The organism is Bradyrhizobium sp. AZCC 1610 (assembly GCF_036924515.1).
Taxonomy (GTDB): Bacteria; Pseudomonadota; Alphaproteobacteria; order Rhizobiales; family Xanthobacteraceae; genus Bradyrhizobium.
Genome location: NZ_JAZHRR010000001.1, coordinates 1,764,766 through 1,780,992 on the forward strand (window position 1 = coordinate 1,764,766; position 16,227 = coordinate 1,780,992).

General features: G+C 63.2%; 12 protein-coding genes and 1 pseudogene. 9 read left to right on the top strand and 4 right to left on the bottom strand.

Annotated features, from left to right (window positions below):
- Positions 1-22 precede the first annotated feature (22 nt).
- Positions 23-164: pseudogene (locus V1279_RS08520) on the top strand (IS481 family transposase); the annotation flags it as partial.
- 58 nt (positions 165-222) lie between these two features.
- Here V1279_RS08520 and V1279_RS08525 read toward each other — a convergent pair.
- Positions 223-1,002: an SDR family NAD(P)-dependent oxidoreductase gene (locus V1279_RS08525; protein WP_334434332.1), complete on the bottom strand. Its 780-nt coding sequence runs from the start codon at positions 1,000-1,002 to the stop codon at positions 223-225.
- Between the two features lie 169 nt (positions 1,003-1,171).
- Between V1279_RS08525 and V1279_RS08530 the strand changes: the two genes are divergently transcribed.
- Genes V1279_RS08530 through V1279_RS08540 form a run of 3 tightly spaced genes read left to right on the top strand, consistent with a single transcriptional unit; the run spans position 1,172 to position 3,322 of the window.
- Complete coding sequence (locus V1279_RS08530; RefSeq protein WP_334434334.1) at positions 1,172-1,963, top strand: enoyl-CoA hydratase/isomerase; 792 nt, start codon at positions 1,172-1,174, stop codon at positions 1,961-1,963.
- The gene (locus V1279_RS08535) at positions 1,960-2,946 is read left to right on the top strand and encodes a phosphotransferase family protein (protein ID WP_334434336.1); all 987 of its coding nucleotides are present in this window, start codon (positions 1,960-1,962) and stop codon (positions 2,944-2,946) included. Before V1279_RS08530 ends, V1279_RS08535 begins: the two co-directional genes overlap by 4 nt.
- A 1-nt stretch (position 2,947) precedes the next feature.
- A complete protein-coding gene (locus tag V1279_RS08540; RefSeq protein ID WP_334434338.1) occupies positions 2,948-3,322 on the top strand; it encodes a DUF6285 domain-containing protein in 375 nt (124 codons plus the stop codon).
- Between the two features lie 238 nt (positions 3,323-3,560).
- Here the strand turns inward: V1279_RS08540 and V1279_RS08545 are convergent, their stop codons facing one another.
- Entirely contained in the window at positions 3,561-4,340 is a 780-nt protein-coding gene (locus V1279_RS08545; RefSeq protein WP_028350950.1) for an enoyl-CoA hydratase-related protein, read from the bottom strand.
- A gap of 220 nt (positions 4,341-4,560) precedes the next feature.
- Here V1279_RS08545 and V1279_RS08550 point away from each other — a divergent pair, with 220 nt between their 5' ends.
- Entirely contained in the window at positions 4,561-5,835 is a 1,275-nt protein-coding gene (locus V1279_RS08550; protein WP_334434340.1) for an acyl-CoA dehydrogenase family protein, read from the top strand.
- Between the two features lie 569 nt (positions 5,836-6,404).
- Complete coding sequence (gene ltrA, locus V1279_RS08555) at positions 6,405-7,736, top strand: group II intron reverse transcriptase/maturase (RefSeq protein ID WP_334434342.1); 1,332 nt, start codon at positions 6,405-6,407, stop codon at positions 7,734-7,736.
- A 124-nt stretch (positions 7,737-7,860) separates the two neighbouring features.
- Here the strand turns inward: ltrA and V1279_RS08560 are convergent, their stop codons facing one another.
- Entirely contained in the window at positions 7,861-9,441 is a 1,581-nt protein-coding gene (locus V1279_RS08560; protein WP_334434344.1) for a fatty acid--CoA ligase, read from the bottom strand.
- Between the two features lie 204 nt (positions 9,442-9,645).
- Positions 9,646-10,518, bottom strand: a complete 873-nt coding sequence (locus V1279_RS08565; RefSeq protein ID WP_334434346.1) for an SDR family oxidoreductase — start codon at positions 10,516-10,518, stop codon at positions 9,646-9,648.
- Between the two features lie 103 nt (positions 10,519-10,621).
- Between V1279_RS08565 and V1279_RS08570 the strand changes: the two genes are divergently transcribed.
- From V1279_RS08570 to ppc, 3 genes are all read left to right on the top strand, one after another.
- Positions 10,622-11,434 (top strand): crotonase/enoyl-CoA hydratase family protein, encoded by an 813-nt coding sequence (locus V1279_RS08570; protein ID WP_334434348.1) that lies wholly within the window; start codon positions 10,622-10,624, stop codon positions 11,432-11,434.
- 87 nt (positions 11,435-11,521) lie between these two features.
- On the top strand, positions 11,522-13,066 hold the full coding sequence (locus V1279_RS08575; RefSeq protein WP_334434350.1) for an acyl-CoA synthetase: 1,545 nt from the start codon (positions 11,522-11,524) through the stop codon (positions 13,064-13,066).
- A gap of 250 nt (positions 13,067-13,316) precedes the next feature.
- Entirely contained in the window at positions 13,317-16,109 is a 2,793-nt protein-coding gene (gene ppc / locus V1279_RS08580) for a phosphoenolpyruvate carboxylase (RefSeq protein WP_334446266.1), read from the top strand.
- Positions 16,110-16,227 lie beyond the last annotated feature (118 nt).

Genomic DNA, 16,227 nt, shown 5'->3' on the forward strand with positions numbered 1-16,227 from the left:
CCAGAATGACCGCTGGGGTGAGGGCGAGCGTCTCGCCATCCGACCGCTCGATCGCGACGGTAACTACGGTATCTTCTTTGCCAGCTGGCAAGTCGCATCGATCGACTTGACCAATGGCCAACCTGTCAGTGTCCGAACAGGTGTCAGCCATGTCTCCGGACTAAACAATGCGCGGGGGGATGACAGCTTCGGCGCGGCGACGTTCAGCGCCCACACCCAACCTCAAAACGCCGTATACCCGCCATCGATCACAAAACAATCCGCCGTATGATACGACGACGCCTTGCTCATGATGTAGACGGCGACGCCGCCGAAATCCGTCGGCTCGCCAAAGCGGCGCACCGGGATGCGCGGCATCACGTTGGCGACGAACTTGTCGTTGGCCATGAGGCCGGAGGTCATGTCGCTCTTGATCCAGCCGGGCAGGATCGCATTCGCCGTGACGCCGTGGCGCGCCAGTTCAACCGCAAGCGCGCGGCACAGCGCGTTCAGCGCCGCTTTAGTGCCGGCATAGTGCTCGTTGCGGGCGGTGCCGAACAGCGATGCAAGGCTGGAGGTTGCGACCAGCCGGCCGAATTTGTCGCCGGCCTCAGCGCGTTCGGTCATGTGGCGGGCTGCAGCCTGAAACACATGGAAGACGCCGTCGAGATTGGTCGCGAACATGCGCCGCCATTCCTCCTCGGTGCGGTCGATGAAGGCGCGGCGTCCGCCGCCGCCGATGCCGGCATTGGCAAAGCAGCCGTCGACGCGGCCGAACGTGTCGAGGGTTGCCTTCATCGCCGTCTTGACGGAAGCAGAATCGGAGACATCGCAGATCTGCGTGTCGACCTTGCCGGGCCCGGCCGACATGGTTGCCGCCGCGCTCTTGTTCTTGTCGGCATTACGGCCCCAGATCGAGACGTTGCAGCCTTGCGCGTTCAACGCCTGCGCGATGCCAAGGCCGATGCCGCCATTGCCGCCGGTGATGACGGCCGTGCGGCCGGAGAGATCAAAAATGCTCATGGGATGTTTCCATTTTGCTTTGGGGCGCGATAAGTCGTGCGCCCAGTGGCGGGCAGATGTTCTGCTGCAAGCATGGACAAGCGCGCCCGGAAAATCAAATATGGGTCGAGAACTCCTTCAGATCTTCCGCGCAGCGAAATAGCGCGTAAACGCAACTCATGAGGAAACAATGCAGTTCAAGCACGTCACGCTCGATTTCGATGGCCCGGTCGCCATTCTCAAGCTCGACCATCAGGAGGTCATGAACGCGGTCTCGATGGACATGCTGGGTGGTCTCGGCGAGGCGCTCGATGCGATCGACGACAAGCGGGAGGAGGTGCGCTGCCTGGTGCTGACCGGCGCCGGACGCGCGTTCTGCACCGGCGCCAATCTGCAGGGCCGCAACAACCAGAAAGCCGGCAAGAGCAACGCCGGGCAATCGCTGGAAATCGGTTTTCATCCGTTCCTGCGGCGGCTGCGCAGGCTACATTGCCCGATCGTGTCAGCGGTCAATGGCCCCGCCGCCGGCGCCGGGATGAGTTTTGCATTGATGGGCGACATGATCGTGTGCGCGCGGTCGTCCTATTTCCTGCAGGCGTTCCGCCGCATCGGCCTGGTGCCGGATTGCGGCTCGACCTGGCTGCTGCCGCGCATGATCGGCAAGGCGCGCTCGGTCGAGCTGTCCTTGATGGGCGAGCGGCTGCCGGCAGAGAAGGCGCTGGAGTGGGGCCTCGTCAACCGCGTCTATAACGATGCTGTCTTGATGGAAGAGGCGATGAAGCTCGCGCATGACCTCGCCAACGGGCCGACGATCGCGCTGTCCTTGATCCGAAAACTCTATTGGGACAGCCCGGAAAATTCCTTCGAGGAGCAGCTCAACCTCGAATTCGAATCGCAACGCATCGCGGGCGCGGCGGAGGATTTCAAGGAAGGCGTCACCGCGTTCCTGGAAAAGCGCCCCGCCAAGTTCAGGGGCAAATGATCGAGGACCAACTCGGACGTTGCGTCGCCTCCTGGTATCCGGGAGCGACCGGCGTCACCGGCGCCGCCAAACTTTCCGGCGGCGCCAGCCAGGAGACCTGGACGTTCGATATCGTGCAAGCGAGCGGCAAGGTCGGCGCCATCCTGCGCCGAGCGCCGCCGGGCTATGGCGCGTCCCCGGGACGGGCGGCCGGCCTCGATGCCGAGGCAACCCTGATGCAGCTCGCGCACGACGCCGGCCTGCCGTCGCCGCGGGTGATGCATGTGCTTAAGCCGGAGGACGAACTCGGCACCGGCTTCATCATGCAACGCATCGAGGGCGAGACCATCGCGCGCAAAATTCTGCGCGACGAGCAGTTCGCCAAGGCGCGTCCGATTTTGGCGCGGCAGCTTGGCCGCGTGATCGCCGGCATTCACGGCTTGCCGGCTGCGAAATTGCCTAAGCTGCGTGAGATGAGCGCGACAAAGGAAATCGCCGACCTCGAGCGGGAGTATCGCAGTTTCAATTGGCCGCGACCGGTGTTCGAACTGGCGCTGCGCTGGTTGCGCGAGCGCGATCCCGGGCCATCGAAGGACGTCACACTGGTGCATGGCGATTTTCGCCACGGCAACCTCATCATCGGCCCCGACGGTGTGCGCGCGGTGCTGGACTGGGAGCTCGCACATTTCGGCGACCCGATGGAGGATCTCGGTTGGATCTGCGTCAACTCCTGGCGCTTCGGCGAGATCGACAAGCCGGTCGGCGGGTTTGGTTCGCGCGAAGAATTGTTCGCAGGCTATGAGGAAGCCGGCCGCAAGGTCGATCCGGACCGCGTGATGTTCTGGGAAGTGATGGGCACGCTGCGCTGGGGCATCATGTGCTGCGGCATGATGCAGCGCTTCCGTTCCGGCCCCGATCATTCAATGGAGCGCGCCATGATCGGCCGTCGCTCGTCGGAGACGGAAATCGATTTGCTACGGCTGCTAGCCCCGCGGGGAAAATAACATGCAGGACGAACCGACACCCACCGAACTGATCAAGGCGGTCGCGGACTTCCTCCGCAACGAAATTACACCCGCCATCAAGGGTCACAACGCCTTCAAGCTCCGCGTCGGCATCAACGCGCTCGATCTCGTTACACGGCAGTTGGCGCTGGAGCAGGGGAGTGACGCAGCCGAGGTCACGCGGCTGAAGCAGTTGCTTGGCTCGGATGGCTCGCTGCTCGAACTAAATCATGCGCTGTCGGACAAGATTGCCAAAGGCGAGGTCGATCTGCAGACGCCTGGGCTGTCGGAACATCTCTGGCAGACCACGATGGACAAGCTCGCCGTCGATCAGCCGAACTACGCCTCGTACAAGCGCGAACTCGGAAAATCGTAGGATGGGTAGAGCGGAGCGAAACCCATCATGTGTCGAGGCCGGAACGATGGGTTTCGCTGCGCTCTACCCATCCTACAAGGTTAGCGTCAACTCTCCGCCGTCATTGCGAGGAGCAAAGCGACGAAGCAATCCATCTATCCCCGTGTTGAGGCGTGGATTGCTTCGCGGAGCCTGTCATCCGGCGGCGCTTTGCGCCGACCGGGTGGCTCGCAATGACGGGGATAGAGCGTCGCGTTCATCACCGCCCCAGCCATTTTGGCGGACGCTTCTCCGCAAACGCCTTCGGTCCCTCGATGTAATCCTGCGAAGCCGCCATCGCCTTTACGGCCGGGTACTCCCGCTGCTCGGCGATCGCCTGTTCCAGCGACACCTCAAGCCCCCGCTGAATTGCCTGCTTGGAGGCGCGGATCGACATTGGCGAGTTCTTGCAGATCGTCTCCGCCCAGCGCTCCGCTGCCGCGAGCGCTTCACCGGCCGGAACCACCTCATTCACAAAGCCGAGCTCGAGGCCCTCCTTGGCCGAGACGTGGCGTGCGGTCAGGATCATGCCCATGGCGCGCTTCAGGCCGATCTGGCGCGGCAGGCGGTGCACGCCGCCGGCAAGCGCGGCGAGGCCGACGCGCGGCTCGGGCAGCGCAAACGTCGCATTCTCCGACGCAATGATGAGGTCGCAGGCCAGCGCGATCTCAAAACCGCCGCCCATCGCGACGCCATTGACGGCGGCGATGATCGGCTTGTCGCAGTCGAACCGCGAGGTGAGGCCGGCGAAGCCGCCCTTGTCCCAGCCGCGCTTTCCTCCGGCGGCCTGCCATTTCAGGTCGTTGCCGGCGCAGAACGCCTTGTCGCCGGCGCCGGTGACGATCGCGACCCATTGCGCAGGGTCCGCGGAGAAGTCGTCGAACACCTTGTTGAGTTCGAAATGCGCGTCGATATGCAACGCATTGTACACTTCGGGCCGCGACAGCGTGATGATCGTGATCGGTCCCTTGCGCGTCACCTTGGAGAATTTCAGGTCCATGTTTGCTCCCGTACTGATTTTCTGCGGAGAAGAATATTGGCCGCGATCATAGCGCCAGCGCGGCGTCCGATACCATTCAATTACGCAAGGCCCCTGCGCGTGCCAAGGTCCATTCCGTTGCTTGACTTGGGCATGGTCTTCCAACCTTAATTCATCCGAGCAGGAGTGCGGCGTAGCGCCTAAACGCAAAAGCAATAAACGACATTTCCGGGAGATTGCCTTGGATTTCAACCTGCCTGCCGATCTCACAGCCTATCTCGACGAGCTCGACCGCTTCATCGCGCGCGAGATCAAGCCGCTGGAGGAGGCCGACGACAACATCCGTTTCTTCGACCATCGCCGCGAATGGGCGCGCACCGATTTCGAGAACGGCGGCCTGCCGCGGCATGAATGGGAAGCGCTGCTGCGCAAGGCCAAGAACCTCGCGGATGCCGCCGGGCATCTGCGCTTCGCGATCCCCAAGCGCTACGGCGGCAAGGACGGCTCCAATCTCTGGATGGCCGTCATCCGCGAACATTTCGCGTCGAAGGGCCTTGGCCTGCACAACGATCTGCAGAACGAGCATTCGATTGTCGGCAATCTGCCCATCGTCACCATGCTCGACCGCTACGGCACCGACGATCAGAAGGCGATGATCGACGGCTCGATTACGGGAAAATACCGCATCACGTTCGGGCTCACCGAGCCGGAGCACGGTTCCGACGCGACGCATATGGAAACCAGGGCCGTGCAGGCGACCCGCGACAACGTCAAGGGCTGGATCATCAACGGCCAGAAGATGTGGACGACCGGCATGCATGTCGCCACGCACTGCGCGCTGTTCGCCCGCACGTCGGGCAACGACGGCGACGCGCGCGGCATCACCTGCTTCCTGGTGCCGGCTAGAAGCGAAGGCGTGAAGGTCGAGGAGTACATGTGGACCTTCAACATGCCGACGGACCATCCGCGCGTCAGCTTCACGGATGTGTTCGTGCCCGAGGATGCGCTATTCGGCGAGGTTGGCCGTGGCCTCTCGCTGGCGCAATGCTTCGTGCACGAGAACCGTATCCGCCAGGCGGCGAGCTCGCTGGGCGCTGCGGTCTATTGCATCAACGAGAGCGTCAAATACGCGCGCGAGCGCAAGCCGTTCGGCAAGGCGCTGGCCGAGAACCAGGCGATCCAGTGGCCGCTGGTGGAGTTGGCGACACAGGCCGAGATGCTGCGGCTGTTGATCCGAAAAACCGCGTGGGAGATGGATCAACTCACCCAGGCGCAGGTCGAGCACACGCTGTCCGACCGGGTGTCGATGTGTAATTTTTGGGCCAACCGCCTGTGCTGCGAAGCCGCCGACCGCGCCATGCAGGTGCACGGTGGCATGGGCTATTCGCGCCACAAGCCGTTCGAGCACATCTACCGCCACCACCGCCGCTACCGCATCACCGAGGGCAGCGAGGAAATCCAGAAGCGGAAGGTGGCGGGATTTTTGTTCGGGTACATGGGGGCGGGGAAGCATTGAGGCGTTCACCACTCCATCGTCGTCCCTGCGAACGCAGGGACCCATAACCACAGGACGTAGTTTGGGGCATCAAACGAAGGCAACTAATACTTCCCACATAACTGATGGCACGGCGTATGGGTCCCTGCGTTCGCAGGGACGAGTGCGTCCGTGAGGACGCTTTGACTGAACGGTGTGAGTCCGTTCCGGAGTTGGTCGCAACTCTGTAATCGAAGGAGACTGCGTCGCCGTGAGGCGGGGTGGAGAGCATCCGGAGGTGAACTGGCAGTCCGTAGGATAACGAACCTGATTCGGCGGAAGGCTGTGGCGAGCCAGCTCGTTCGTGGCGAAGCCTGGAACTAACCCTCGGCGCTGAGGCGACGGACAAAGCGACCGGGGGACAGCCAGCGTGGTTGAGGTCGGAATGTCGGGAAGGCAAGGCGGAGTAAGCGGAGAGACCTGACGCTCGGGGTGAGAGCGTCAGGAGTCAGAGCCTTCATAATACTGCAGCCGTTTTGACGGCGAGAGGGGCGGGAAGCAAAACCGCTCTGAGGGAAGGGAGGCAGGAAGCTGGATGTGCGAGGTTCGGCATGGAGCAAGATAACCCCGACAGTGCCGCCAAGGCTACGCAAGGGGGAGACGCCGCCGGCGGACAACCGCGGACTTGGTGGTGGGCGGAAGCTTCGATCTGGACGGAGCGCATGGTGTCGGCGCTGGGTAACGGCGTCAAAGGAGGCAGGTGGTTCAGCTTGGTGGATAAGGCCATCCGGCCGACGACCCTGGAAGCCGCGTGGCGGAAAGTCGAGCGGAACAAGGGGGCGGCAGGCGTGGATGGTCAAGGCATCGAACGGTTCGCGGCGGTCGCGGATCGGTATCTGACGGAGCTTCATGAGCATTTGAAGAACGGCAGCTACCGGCCGGGCCCGGTCAAACGGGTCGATATTCCCAAAGGCGGCGGGCAAACCCGTCCGCTCGGGATACCGACCATCAAGGACCGCATCGTGCAGACGGCTCTGAAGATGACCATCGAGCCCGTCTTTGAAGTCCAGTTTCGGCCGGGCAGCTACGGCTTCCGGCCGGGACGAAGCTGCAAAGACGCGTTGCGGGAGGTTGATCGGCTGCTGAAGGAAGGCTTCACTCATGTCGTGGATGCCGACCTGAAGAGCTACTTCGATACGATCCCGCACGACAGGCTGATGGCACGGGTAGGCGAGACGATCAGCGACGGGCGCGTCCTGAAGCTGATCGACGGCTTTCTCAAGCAAGAGATCATGTCGGACATGGCGCGCTGGCAGCCGACGACGGGAACGCCCCAAGGGGCGGTTCTCTCGCCGCTGCTGGCCAACATCTACCTGCACCCGCTCGACCTGCTGATGGAGCAGAACGGGCGCCGGATGGTGCGCTATGCCGACGACTTCGTGATCCTCTGCCGAACGGAAGACGAGGCGAGGGCCGCGTTGCGCGAAGTCGATGCGTGGACGACGGCCAACGGCCTAACGCTGCATCCGGACAAGACGCGGATCGTTGACAGCCGACAACCGGGACAAGGATTCGACTTCCTCGGCTACCGGTTCGAGGCGGGTTGCCGGTTCGTGCGAAAGAAGAGCCTGAGAGCGCTCAAGGACAAGGTGAGGGCCAAGACGAGCCGCAGCCGAGGCGACAGCCTCGCGCGGATCATCGCGGATCTCAATCCGGCGCTGCGGGGATGGTTCGGCTATTTCAAGCACGCCGCACCATTCCAACTCCGCAACCTTGACGGTTTCGTTCGGCGGCGGCTGCGTGCCGTCTTGCGCAAGCAGGACAAGCGGCCCGGGTTCGGACGATGCAAAGCCGACCATCAGCGATGGCCTAACGCCTTCTTCGCGGATCAAGAACTGTTCACCCTTGCAACAGCGCTTGAACACGCGAGACATTCACGATGAGGAAACCAGCGACTGGAGAGCCGTATGCGGGAAAACCGCCCGTACGGTTCGGAGGGAGGGGAGGCCAAAAGCCTTCCCTACCCCTATCGATAAGTTGCCGCCCCAAAACCCATTGCAACAGAGTTCAATTCACCTGCCGGTCCTTGCCCGCCCAATACGGCTCGCGCAAACTCCGCCGCAAAATCTTGCCCGACGGGTTGCGCGGCAGCGCCTCGAGAAAGTCGACCGACTTCGGCGTCTTGAATCCGGCAATACGCTCACGCGTAAAATTGATGATGTCGGTGGCAGTCGCCTGCTTGCCGGGCTTCATCACCACGACTGCCTTCACCGCTTCGCCCCATTTGTCGTCAGGGATGCCGATCACAGCGGCTTCGGCGACATCGGGATGATCGCAGATCGCGCTTTCGACCTCGGCGGGGTAGATGTTCTCGCCGCCGGAGATGATCATGTCCTTGATGCGGTCGTGGATGTAGAGATAGCCGTCCTCGTCCATGTAGCCGGCATCGCCGGTGCGCAGCCAGCCGTCGCTGCCGAGCGTCTTGGCGGTGGCCTCCGGCAGGTTCCAATAGCCGGCCATGTTGGAGCCGGAGCGGGTAGCGATCTCGCCGACCTGGCGCGGCGGCAACCGCTTGCCGTCGGCATCGAGGATCGCAAGCTCGATGCCGGGCAGTGCCTTGCCGGCGGAGCGCATGCGCTCCAGCCCATCGACATGGTCTTCAGGTGGAAGGGCTACGATGGTGCCTGTCGTCTCGGTCATCCCGTACAACTGCACGAAGCCGCATTTGAACACCTCAATGCACTCCTTCAACAGGGCCGCCGGAATCGGCGAGGCGCCGTAAAGCATGTATTTCAGGCGGGAGAAATCGACCTGCCGCGCCCGCGGTTGCCGCACCACGAACTGCATCGCGGCCGGCACCATGAACAGTTTTGTAATGCCGGACTGCTCGAAGAAATCCAGTATCTTGGTCGGATCGAACTCGCGCGCGATCACGCCCTTGGCGCCGTGATAGAGGCCCATGATGCCCCAGCCGGAGCCGCCGATATGGAAGATCGGCATCGCCACCAGCGAGACGTCATCCGCCGTCCACTTGTTCCATTCCGGCTTCTCGGCCTCGTTGCCGGCGTGCACCAGATTGAAGAAGTTGGCATGCGACAGCATCGCGCCCTTGGGCTTGCCCGTGGTGCCCGAGGTGTAGAGCTGGATTGCGATGTCCTTCGGGCTGATCGGCACCTTCGGGTCGTTGCTATCAGCAGCATCCCGCCAGGCCGTAAAATCCTGCCATTCCGGCGCGCCGCCTTCGGTCGTGATGACCGTGCGGACATCGGGCAATTGCGCCTTGATGTTGCGGACCTGGGTGATGAACTCGGGGCCTACGAACAGCACCGGCGCCTTGCAGTCGCTGACGATGAACGCGACTTCGGGACCGGCGAGGCGCCAGTTGACCGGCGCCATCACCGCCTTGGCCTTCATCGCGCCCATCAGCAGTTCGAAATAGATGTCGCTGTTCTTGCCGAGATAGGCGATCCGCTCGCCCGGCTTGACGCCGAGCGCGATCAGCGCATTCGCAACGCGGTCGGTTTTGGTGTCGAACTCGGCGAAGCTGGTCTGGCGTCCCTCGAACTCATAGGCGATGGCGTCGCCGCGCGTTCTGGCGCGCTCTCGCACCATGTCGACGAGGGTCGTCAATTGCTGCGAAGCGGACATGTCTCTCCCGTATCGTCTTGTTATCGTTGCGCGGAGTTTGGCGGTATCCGGCGTCAAAAACAATACAGTGGCAATTGGCGTTCCCCGGATGCTGCGCAGCGCGCTAGCGGTGCGCTGCTGTTCCGGGGTCCATCCGCCGAGCGAGCACTGGGTCCCGGCTCAGCGGCGCAGCGTTGCACGCTGCACCGCGTCCGGGACACGAGATCAGCCCCTTGCGGCGCGGTCCTTCTCGTTCTGCGCCTTGATCGAATCGCGCGCCTGGTTCCAGTCGTCGTCGCTCCAGTCGCGCAACTGATAGAAGTTGCCGCCCATCGCGAGCGCCTGCGCGCCGTCCATCGCGATGGTCTCGCCGTTGATCCAGTCGCAGCCGCCGGAAATCAGAAACACCGCCAGATTCTGCAATTCCTCCATGGTGCCCACCCGGCCCATCGGGTTCTGCGTCCGGGTGCGCGCGCCGGCCTCGTCGCCGGGCTTGATGCGCTTGCTCATGCCTTCGGTCGGGATTTCGCCCGGTGCAATGGTGTTGAGGCGGATGCCGTGTTTGCCCCATTCGACCGCAAGCGACATCGTCATGGCGTGGATCGCCGACTTGCTCATCGCCGACGGCACCACATAGGGCGAGCCGTTGCGCACCCAGGTCACGGTGATCGACACCACGTTGCCGCGCTGCTTGGCGGCGATCCAGCGCCGCCCGACCGCGTGCGTCACGTAGAAGGTGCCATGCATCACGATGTTGGCGACGGCATCGAAGCCGCGCGGCGAGAGCTCTTCCGACCGCGAGATGAAATTGCCGGCGGCGTTGTTGATGAGATCGGTGAGGGGCCCCGTGGTCCAGATCGCTTCGATCATCTCGTCAACGGCCATCGCGTTGCGGATATCAACGCCGTGGCTGACCACGCGCCCGCCATGCAGGTCCATCAGTTCGGTTGCGGTCTCGTCGCACACGATCTTGCGGCGGCCGCAGATATGGACCTCGGCTCCCAGTTGGAGAAACCGTGCGGCCATGGACTTGCCGAGGCCGGTGCCGCCACCGGTCACGAGGATGCGCCGCCCGGCGAGAAGCTGATCGTTGAACATCGTTTCCACCCACGGGAATTGTCTGTTAATTGGTCGATTGACTAAAACCGGACAACACCGTTCTGTAAAGCCGCAACTGAAGATATCAGCGAGGAGATTTTTCATGGAGCAGCGCGTCTCAATCTCGATTTCGGACGGCATTGCCGATGTCCGGCTGGTGCGGGCCGACAAGATGAATGCGCTCGATGCCGCGATGTTTGAGGCGCTGGTGGCCGCGGCTGAGCGGCTCGCCCACGAAAAAGGTGTTCGGGCGGTAGTATTATCCGGCGAGGGGCGGGCGTTTTGCGCCGGTCTTGATATGGGACGCTTCGCCGCGATGAAGGAAAGCGGCGGTAACGGGATCGCCGGTGGCGAGAAACGCGACCTCACTGCACGCACGCATGGTCAGGCAAATTTTCCGCAAGCTGCGGTCTGGGGTTGGCGGCAGCTTCCGGTGCCGGTCATCGCCGCGATCCAGGGCGTGGCCTTCGGGGGCGGGTTCCAGCTCGCGCTCGGTGCTGACATGCGCTTCCTCACGCCCGATGCGCGGATGTCGATCATGGAGATCAAATGGGGGCTGGTGCCCGACATGGCCGGCACGCCGATTCTCGCAAGCCTCGTCCGCGACGATATCCTGCGCGAACTCACCTATACCGGCCGTATCTTCTCCGCGCAGGAAGCCATGAGCTATGGCCTCGCGACCCGGATCTGCGACGACCCACTTGCTGCGGCCTTCGAGGTCGCGCGCGAAATCGCCGGAAAGAGCCCGGATGCGATCCGCGCCGCCAAGCGCATGCTGAACAACCTGTCTGTCGATCCAGCTCCGGCGCTGCTGGCCGAATCCGTCGAGCAGCAGAAGTTGCTCGGCAGCCCCAATCAGACGGAGGCCGTGCGCGCGAATATGGAAAAGCGCGCGCCGCGGTTTGCGGACGCTTGACCATGCTCCGTCATCACCGGGCAGAAGCGCGTCTTCGCGCTTCTGCCCGGTGATGACAACAAGTGTTCTCCAATAAAGAACAAGGTAATGACCGACACACCCCTTTTCCACGGCATCATCAGCGGCCCGCGCAAGCGCAGCCACGATGAGGTCACCGAACGCACTGAGCGCATCGCCGGCGGCTTGCAAAAACTCGGCGTCAAGCAGGGCGACAGCGTCTGCATGCTGATGCGCAACGACATCGCCTTCATCGAGGCCGCCTATGCAGCGATGCGGCTCGGCGCCTACGGCGTGCCGGTCAATTGGCACTTCAAGCCGGAAGAGATCAACTACGTGCTGAAGGATTCCGGCACTTCGGTGCTGATCGCGCATGCCGACATGCTGCATCAGCTGCGCGAGGCGATACCGCAAGGCGTCACTTCGCTCAGCGTGCCGACGCCGCCGGAAATTATCACCAACTACAAGATCAACCCCGATCACCTCACCACGCCCGATTTCGCGATCGATTTCGAATCCTGGCTCAAACAGCACCCGCGCTATGACGGCCCGGCGGTGCCGCAGCCGCAGAACATGATCTACACCTCGGGCACGACCGGCCATCCCAAGGGCGTGCGCCGCTTTGCACCGACGCCGGAACAGAGTGCCAACGCCGAACGCATGCGCAGCCTGATCTACGGCCTCAAGCCGGGCGCCCGTGCGCTGCTGCCGGGGCCGCTGTATCATTCCGCGCCGAACTCGTTCGGCCTGCGCGCCGGCCGCCTCGGCGGCGCACTGGTAATCATGCCGCGCTTCGACGCGGAAGAGTTTTTGCGCGTAATCGAGACCGAGAAGATCGACACCATTTTCATGGTGCCGACCATGTTCATCCGGTTGATGAAACTGCCGGAAGAGGCCCGCAGGAAGTACGACATGTCCTCGCTGCGCCACATCATCCATGCGGCCGCGCCATGTCCCGCCGACGTCAAGCGTGCGATGATCGAATGGTGGGGGCCGATCATTTATGAATTCTACGGCTCGACCGAGTCCGGCGCCGTCACCTTTGCCACTTCCGAGGACGCGCTGAAGAAGCCCGGCACCGTCGGCAAGATCGCCCCGGGGGCGGAACTGCGCTTCATCGGCGACGACGGCAAGGAATTGCCGCAGGGCGAGATCGGCGAAATCTATTCACGCATATCAGGCAACCCTGATTTCACCTATCACAACAAGCCGGAAAAACGCACCGAGATCGATCGCGACGGGTTCATCACCTCGGGCGACGTCGGCTACATCGACGCCGACGGCTATGTCTTCATCTGTGACCGCAAGCGCGACATGGTGATCTCAGGCGGCGTCAACATCTATCCGGCCGAAATCGAGGCCGCACTGCATGCGATATCAGGCGTGCACGACTGCGTGGTGTTCGGCATTCCCGACGCAGAGTTCGGCGAGGCGCTGATGGCGGTGGTGGAGCCGCAGCCGGGCGTGACGCTCGACATCGCCTCCGTCCGCGCGCAACTCAAGATAGCGCTGGCCGACTACAAGGTGCCAAAACACATCGAAATCCAGTCCAACCTGCCGCGGGAGGATTCCGGCAAGATCTTCAAGCGCCGCCTGCGCGATCCTTATTGGGAGCGGGCGGGGCGGAGGATTTAGAGGCGCTGGCGTGCCCCGGATGCTGCGCAGCGCGCCGCCCTTGCGGCGTGGTGCGCTGCTGATCCGGGGCCCACGGTTGCGGCAGTGTGGGTCCCGGCTCTGCGGAGCAGCGCGCAGGGCGCTGCACCGCGTCCGGGACACGCGCGTCGTGCTGAACTCCGCCCATCTTTATCTTGCACTGCGGCAAAAAACTTGCACACTCGGAATTGCCGGGCAATTTCTGAGGTAGCCAGCCATGTCTTCCCAGATTGTGTCTTCCCAGACCGTGCCTTCCGAGATCGAGGTCCGGTTCAATCGCAGCGATGACGCGCTGGCGCTGGAGGAAGACGCGCGGCTGCGGACCGATATTCGCCTGCTGGGGCGTATTCTCGGCGATACCGTGCGTGACCAGGAAGGTGCCGAGGTGTTCGACCTGGTCGAACGCATCCGGCAGACCTCGATCCGGTTCCATCGCGACGAGGACAAGTTGGCGCGGCGGGAACTCGAAACCATCCTCGACAGCATGTCGACCAGTGACACCGTGCGGATCGTCCGCGCCTTCAGCTATTTCTCGCATCTTGCCAACATCGCCGAGGACCAGAACAACATCCGCCAGATGCGCGGGCGCGGCGCCGGCGGGCCGCGGCCAAACATGCTGATGCAGACCTTGTCGCATGCAAAGACCGCCGGGCTCAGCGCCGCCGACCTGCGCCGATTCTTTGGCGCGGCCCAGGTCAGCCCGGTACTGACCGCGCATCCCACCGAAGTCCGCCGCAAGAGCACGATCGACCGCGAGATGGAGATCGCCGCGTTGCTCGATCGCCGCGAACGCGTCCAGATGACGCCGGAGGAAATCGAGGCCAGCGCCGAGCAGTTGCGCCGTGCGGTGCTGACGCTTTGGCAGACCAACCTCCTGCGACGGACCAAGCTGACCGTGCTGGATGAGGTCGCCAACGGTCTGTCATTCTACGACTACACGTTCCTGCATGAGGTGCCGCGGCTGCATTGCGCGCTGGAAGACCGACTCAATCAGGAGGAGGGCGGCACGCCCGGCGACCTGGCATCGTTCCTGACGATAGGAAGCTGGATCGGCGGCGATCGCGACGGCAATCCGTTCGTCACCGCCGATGTCATGCGCGGTACCTTGCGGCTGCAGTCGAGCCGGGTGATGAACTTCTATCTGGAGGAGTTGCACGTCCTCGGCTCGGAACTGTCGCTGGCGGCGCATCTTGCCGATGTCTCCGACGAATTGCGCGCGCTGGCCGAGCGCTCGCCCGACAAATCGCCGCATCGGAGCGGCGAACCGTATCGTCTCGCGGTGTCCGGCATCTATGCCCGGCTGACCGCGACCGCGCTGCGGCTGGAGGTTGAAACCACCCGTCGGCCGGTCGGCGAGGCCGCTCCCTATAGAAGCGTGAAGGAATTCAAGGCCGATCTCGACGTGCTCAACCGCTCGCTGATCGCGAACAATTCGGGCGTGATCGCGCGCGGACGGTTGCGGTTGTTGCGGCGCGCCGTGGATTGTTTCGGCTTCCATCTCGCCCGGCTCGACATCCGGCAGAATTCCGCGGTGCATGAACGCACGGTGGCGGAGCTGCTCGACGCCGCGACTCCTGGCACGTCTTACCTCGCGCTCGGCGAAGAAGCGCGCGTTGCGCTGTTGGCGGGCGAATTGCGCAACCCGCGGCCGCTGGCGTCGTCCTTTGTCAAATACAGCGAGGAGACGCTGGGCGAACTCGCGGTGTTTCACACCGCGGCCGAGGCGCACGCCAAGTTCGGCGCCGATGTGATCTCCCAATGCATTATCTCCATGTGCAAGGGCATGTCCGACATGCTGGAGGTGGCGCTGTTGCTGAAGGAGGTCGGCCTCGTCAATCCCTCAGGCCGCAGCGCCATCAACATCGTCCCGCTGTTCGAGACCATCGAGGATTTGCAGGCGTCATCCGGCATCATGGACCGGATGCTGTCGCTGCACGATTACCGCAAGCTGGTGGACAGCCGCGGCGGCGTTCAGGAAGTGATGCTCGGCTATTCCGACAGCAACAAGGATGGCGGCTTCGTCACCTCGGGCTGGGAGCTCTACAAGGCCGAAATCGAGCTGGTCGATGTGTTCGAGCGTCACGGCGTGCGGCTGCGGCTGTTTCACGGCCGCGGCGGGTCGGTCGGCCGCGGCGGCGGCCCGAGCTATGACGCCATCATCGCGCAGCCCGGCGGCGCCGTGAACGGCCAGATCCGCATCACCGAGCAGGGCGAGATCATCTCCAGCAAATATTCCAACCCGGAAGTTGGCCGCAGCAATCTGGAAATCCTCGCCGCGGCGACGCTGGAGGCGAGCCTGCTGCATCCGCGGCAGAGCGCGCCGCGCAAGGAATACCTGACCGCGATGGAGCAACTGTCCGCGCTGGCGTTCAAGGCTTATCGCGGGCTGGTCTACGAAACCGAAGGCTTTGCCGATTATTTCTGGGGTTCGACCGTCATCACCGAAATCTCGACGCTGAACATCGGCAGCCGTCCGGCGTCGCGCAAGAAGACCCGCGAGATCGAGGACCTCCGCGCCATTCCCTGGGTGTTCAGCTGGGCGCAATGCCGGCTGATGCTGCCGGGCTGGTACGGTTTCGGCTCCGCAGTCGAAACCTGGATCGCGGAGCATCCGGAGCAGGGCATGCCGTTCCTGCAGGAACTCTACCGCGAATGGCCGTTCTTCCGCACACTGCTGTCGAACATGGACATGGTACTGGCCAAGAGCTCGATCGCGATCGCCTCGCGCTATGCCGAGCTGGTGCCTGACGTCAAGTTGCGCGAAAGCATTTTTGGGCGCATCCGGCGCGAATGGCATTCCTCGATCGAGACGCTGCTCGACATCATGGGGCATGAACGGCTCCTGCAGGGCAACCCCCTGCTGGAGCGCTCGATCCGCAACCGCTTCCCCTATCTCGATCCGCTCAACCACGTGCAGGTGGAACTGTTGAAGGAACACCGCGCGCAGAATCCGGACGAGCAGGTGCTGCGCGGCATTCAGCTCACGATCAACGGGATTTCGGCGGGGTTGAGGAATAGCGGGTAGGGGGATCCCTCTCACGTCGTCCCGGCAAACGCCGGGACCCATACCGCGTGATCTATCAGTAAGGCAGGGTGGGAGACCCCATCCTTAACAACAGAACCCTGTGGTTATGGGTCCCTGC

What these genes read in the sequence shown, in the direction of transcription:
- V1279_RS08525 (WP_334434332.1), bottom strand. Translation starts at nt 1,002, where the DNA reads ATGAGCATTTTTGATCTCTCCGGCCGCACGGCCGTCATCACCGGCGGC.
- V1279_RS08530 (WP_334434334.1), top strand. Translation starts at nt 1,172, where the DNA reads ATGCAGTTCAAGCACGTCACGCTCGATTTCGATGGCCCGGTCGCCATT.
- V1279_RS08535 (WP_334434336.1), top strand. Translation starts at nt 1,960, where the DNA reads ATGATCGAGGACCAACTCGGACGTTGCGTCGCCTCCTGGTATCCGGGA.
- V1279_RS08540 (WP_334434338.1), top strand. Translation starts at nt 2,948, where the DNA reads ATGCAGGACGAACCGACACCCACCGAACTGATCAAGGCGGTCGCGGAC.
- V1279_RS08545 (WP_028350950.1), bottom strand. Translation starts at nt 4,340, where the DNA reads ATGGACCTGAAATTCTCCAAGGTGACGCGCAAGGGACCGATCACGATC.
- ltrA (WP_334434342.1), top strand. Translation starts at nt 6,405, where the DNA reads ATGGAGCAAGATAACCCCGACAGTGCCGCCAAGGCTACGCAAGGGGGA.
- V1279_RS08560 (WP_334434344.1), bottom strand. Translation starts at nt 9,441, where the DNA reads ATGTCCGCTTCGCAGCAATTGACGACCCTCGTCGACATGGTGCGAGAG.
- V1279_RS08565 (WP_334434346.1), bottom strand. Translation starts at nt 10,518, where the DNA reads ATGTTCAACGATCAGCTTCTCGCCGGGCGGCGCATCCTCGTGACCGGT.
- V1279_RS08570 (WP_334434348.1), top strand. Translation starts at nt 10,622, where the DNA reads ATGGAGCAGCGCGTCTCAATCTCGATTTCGGACGGCATTGCCGATGTC.
- V1279_RS08575 (WP_334434350.1), top strand. Translation starts at nt 11,522, where the DNA reads ATGACCGACACACCCCTTTTCCACGGCATCATCAGCGGCCCGCGCAAG.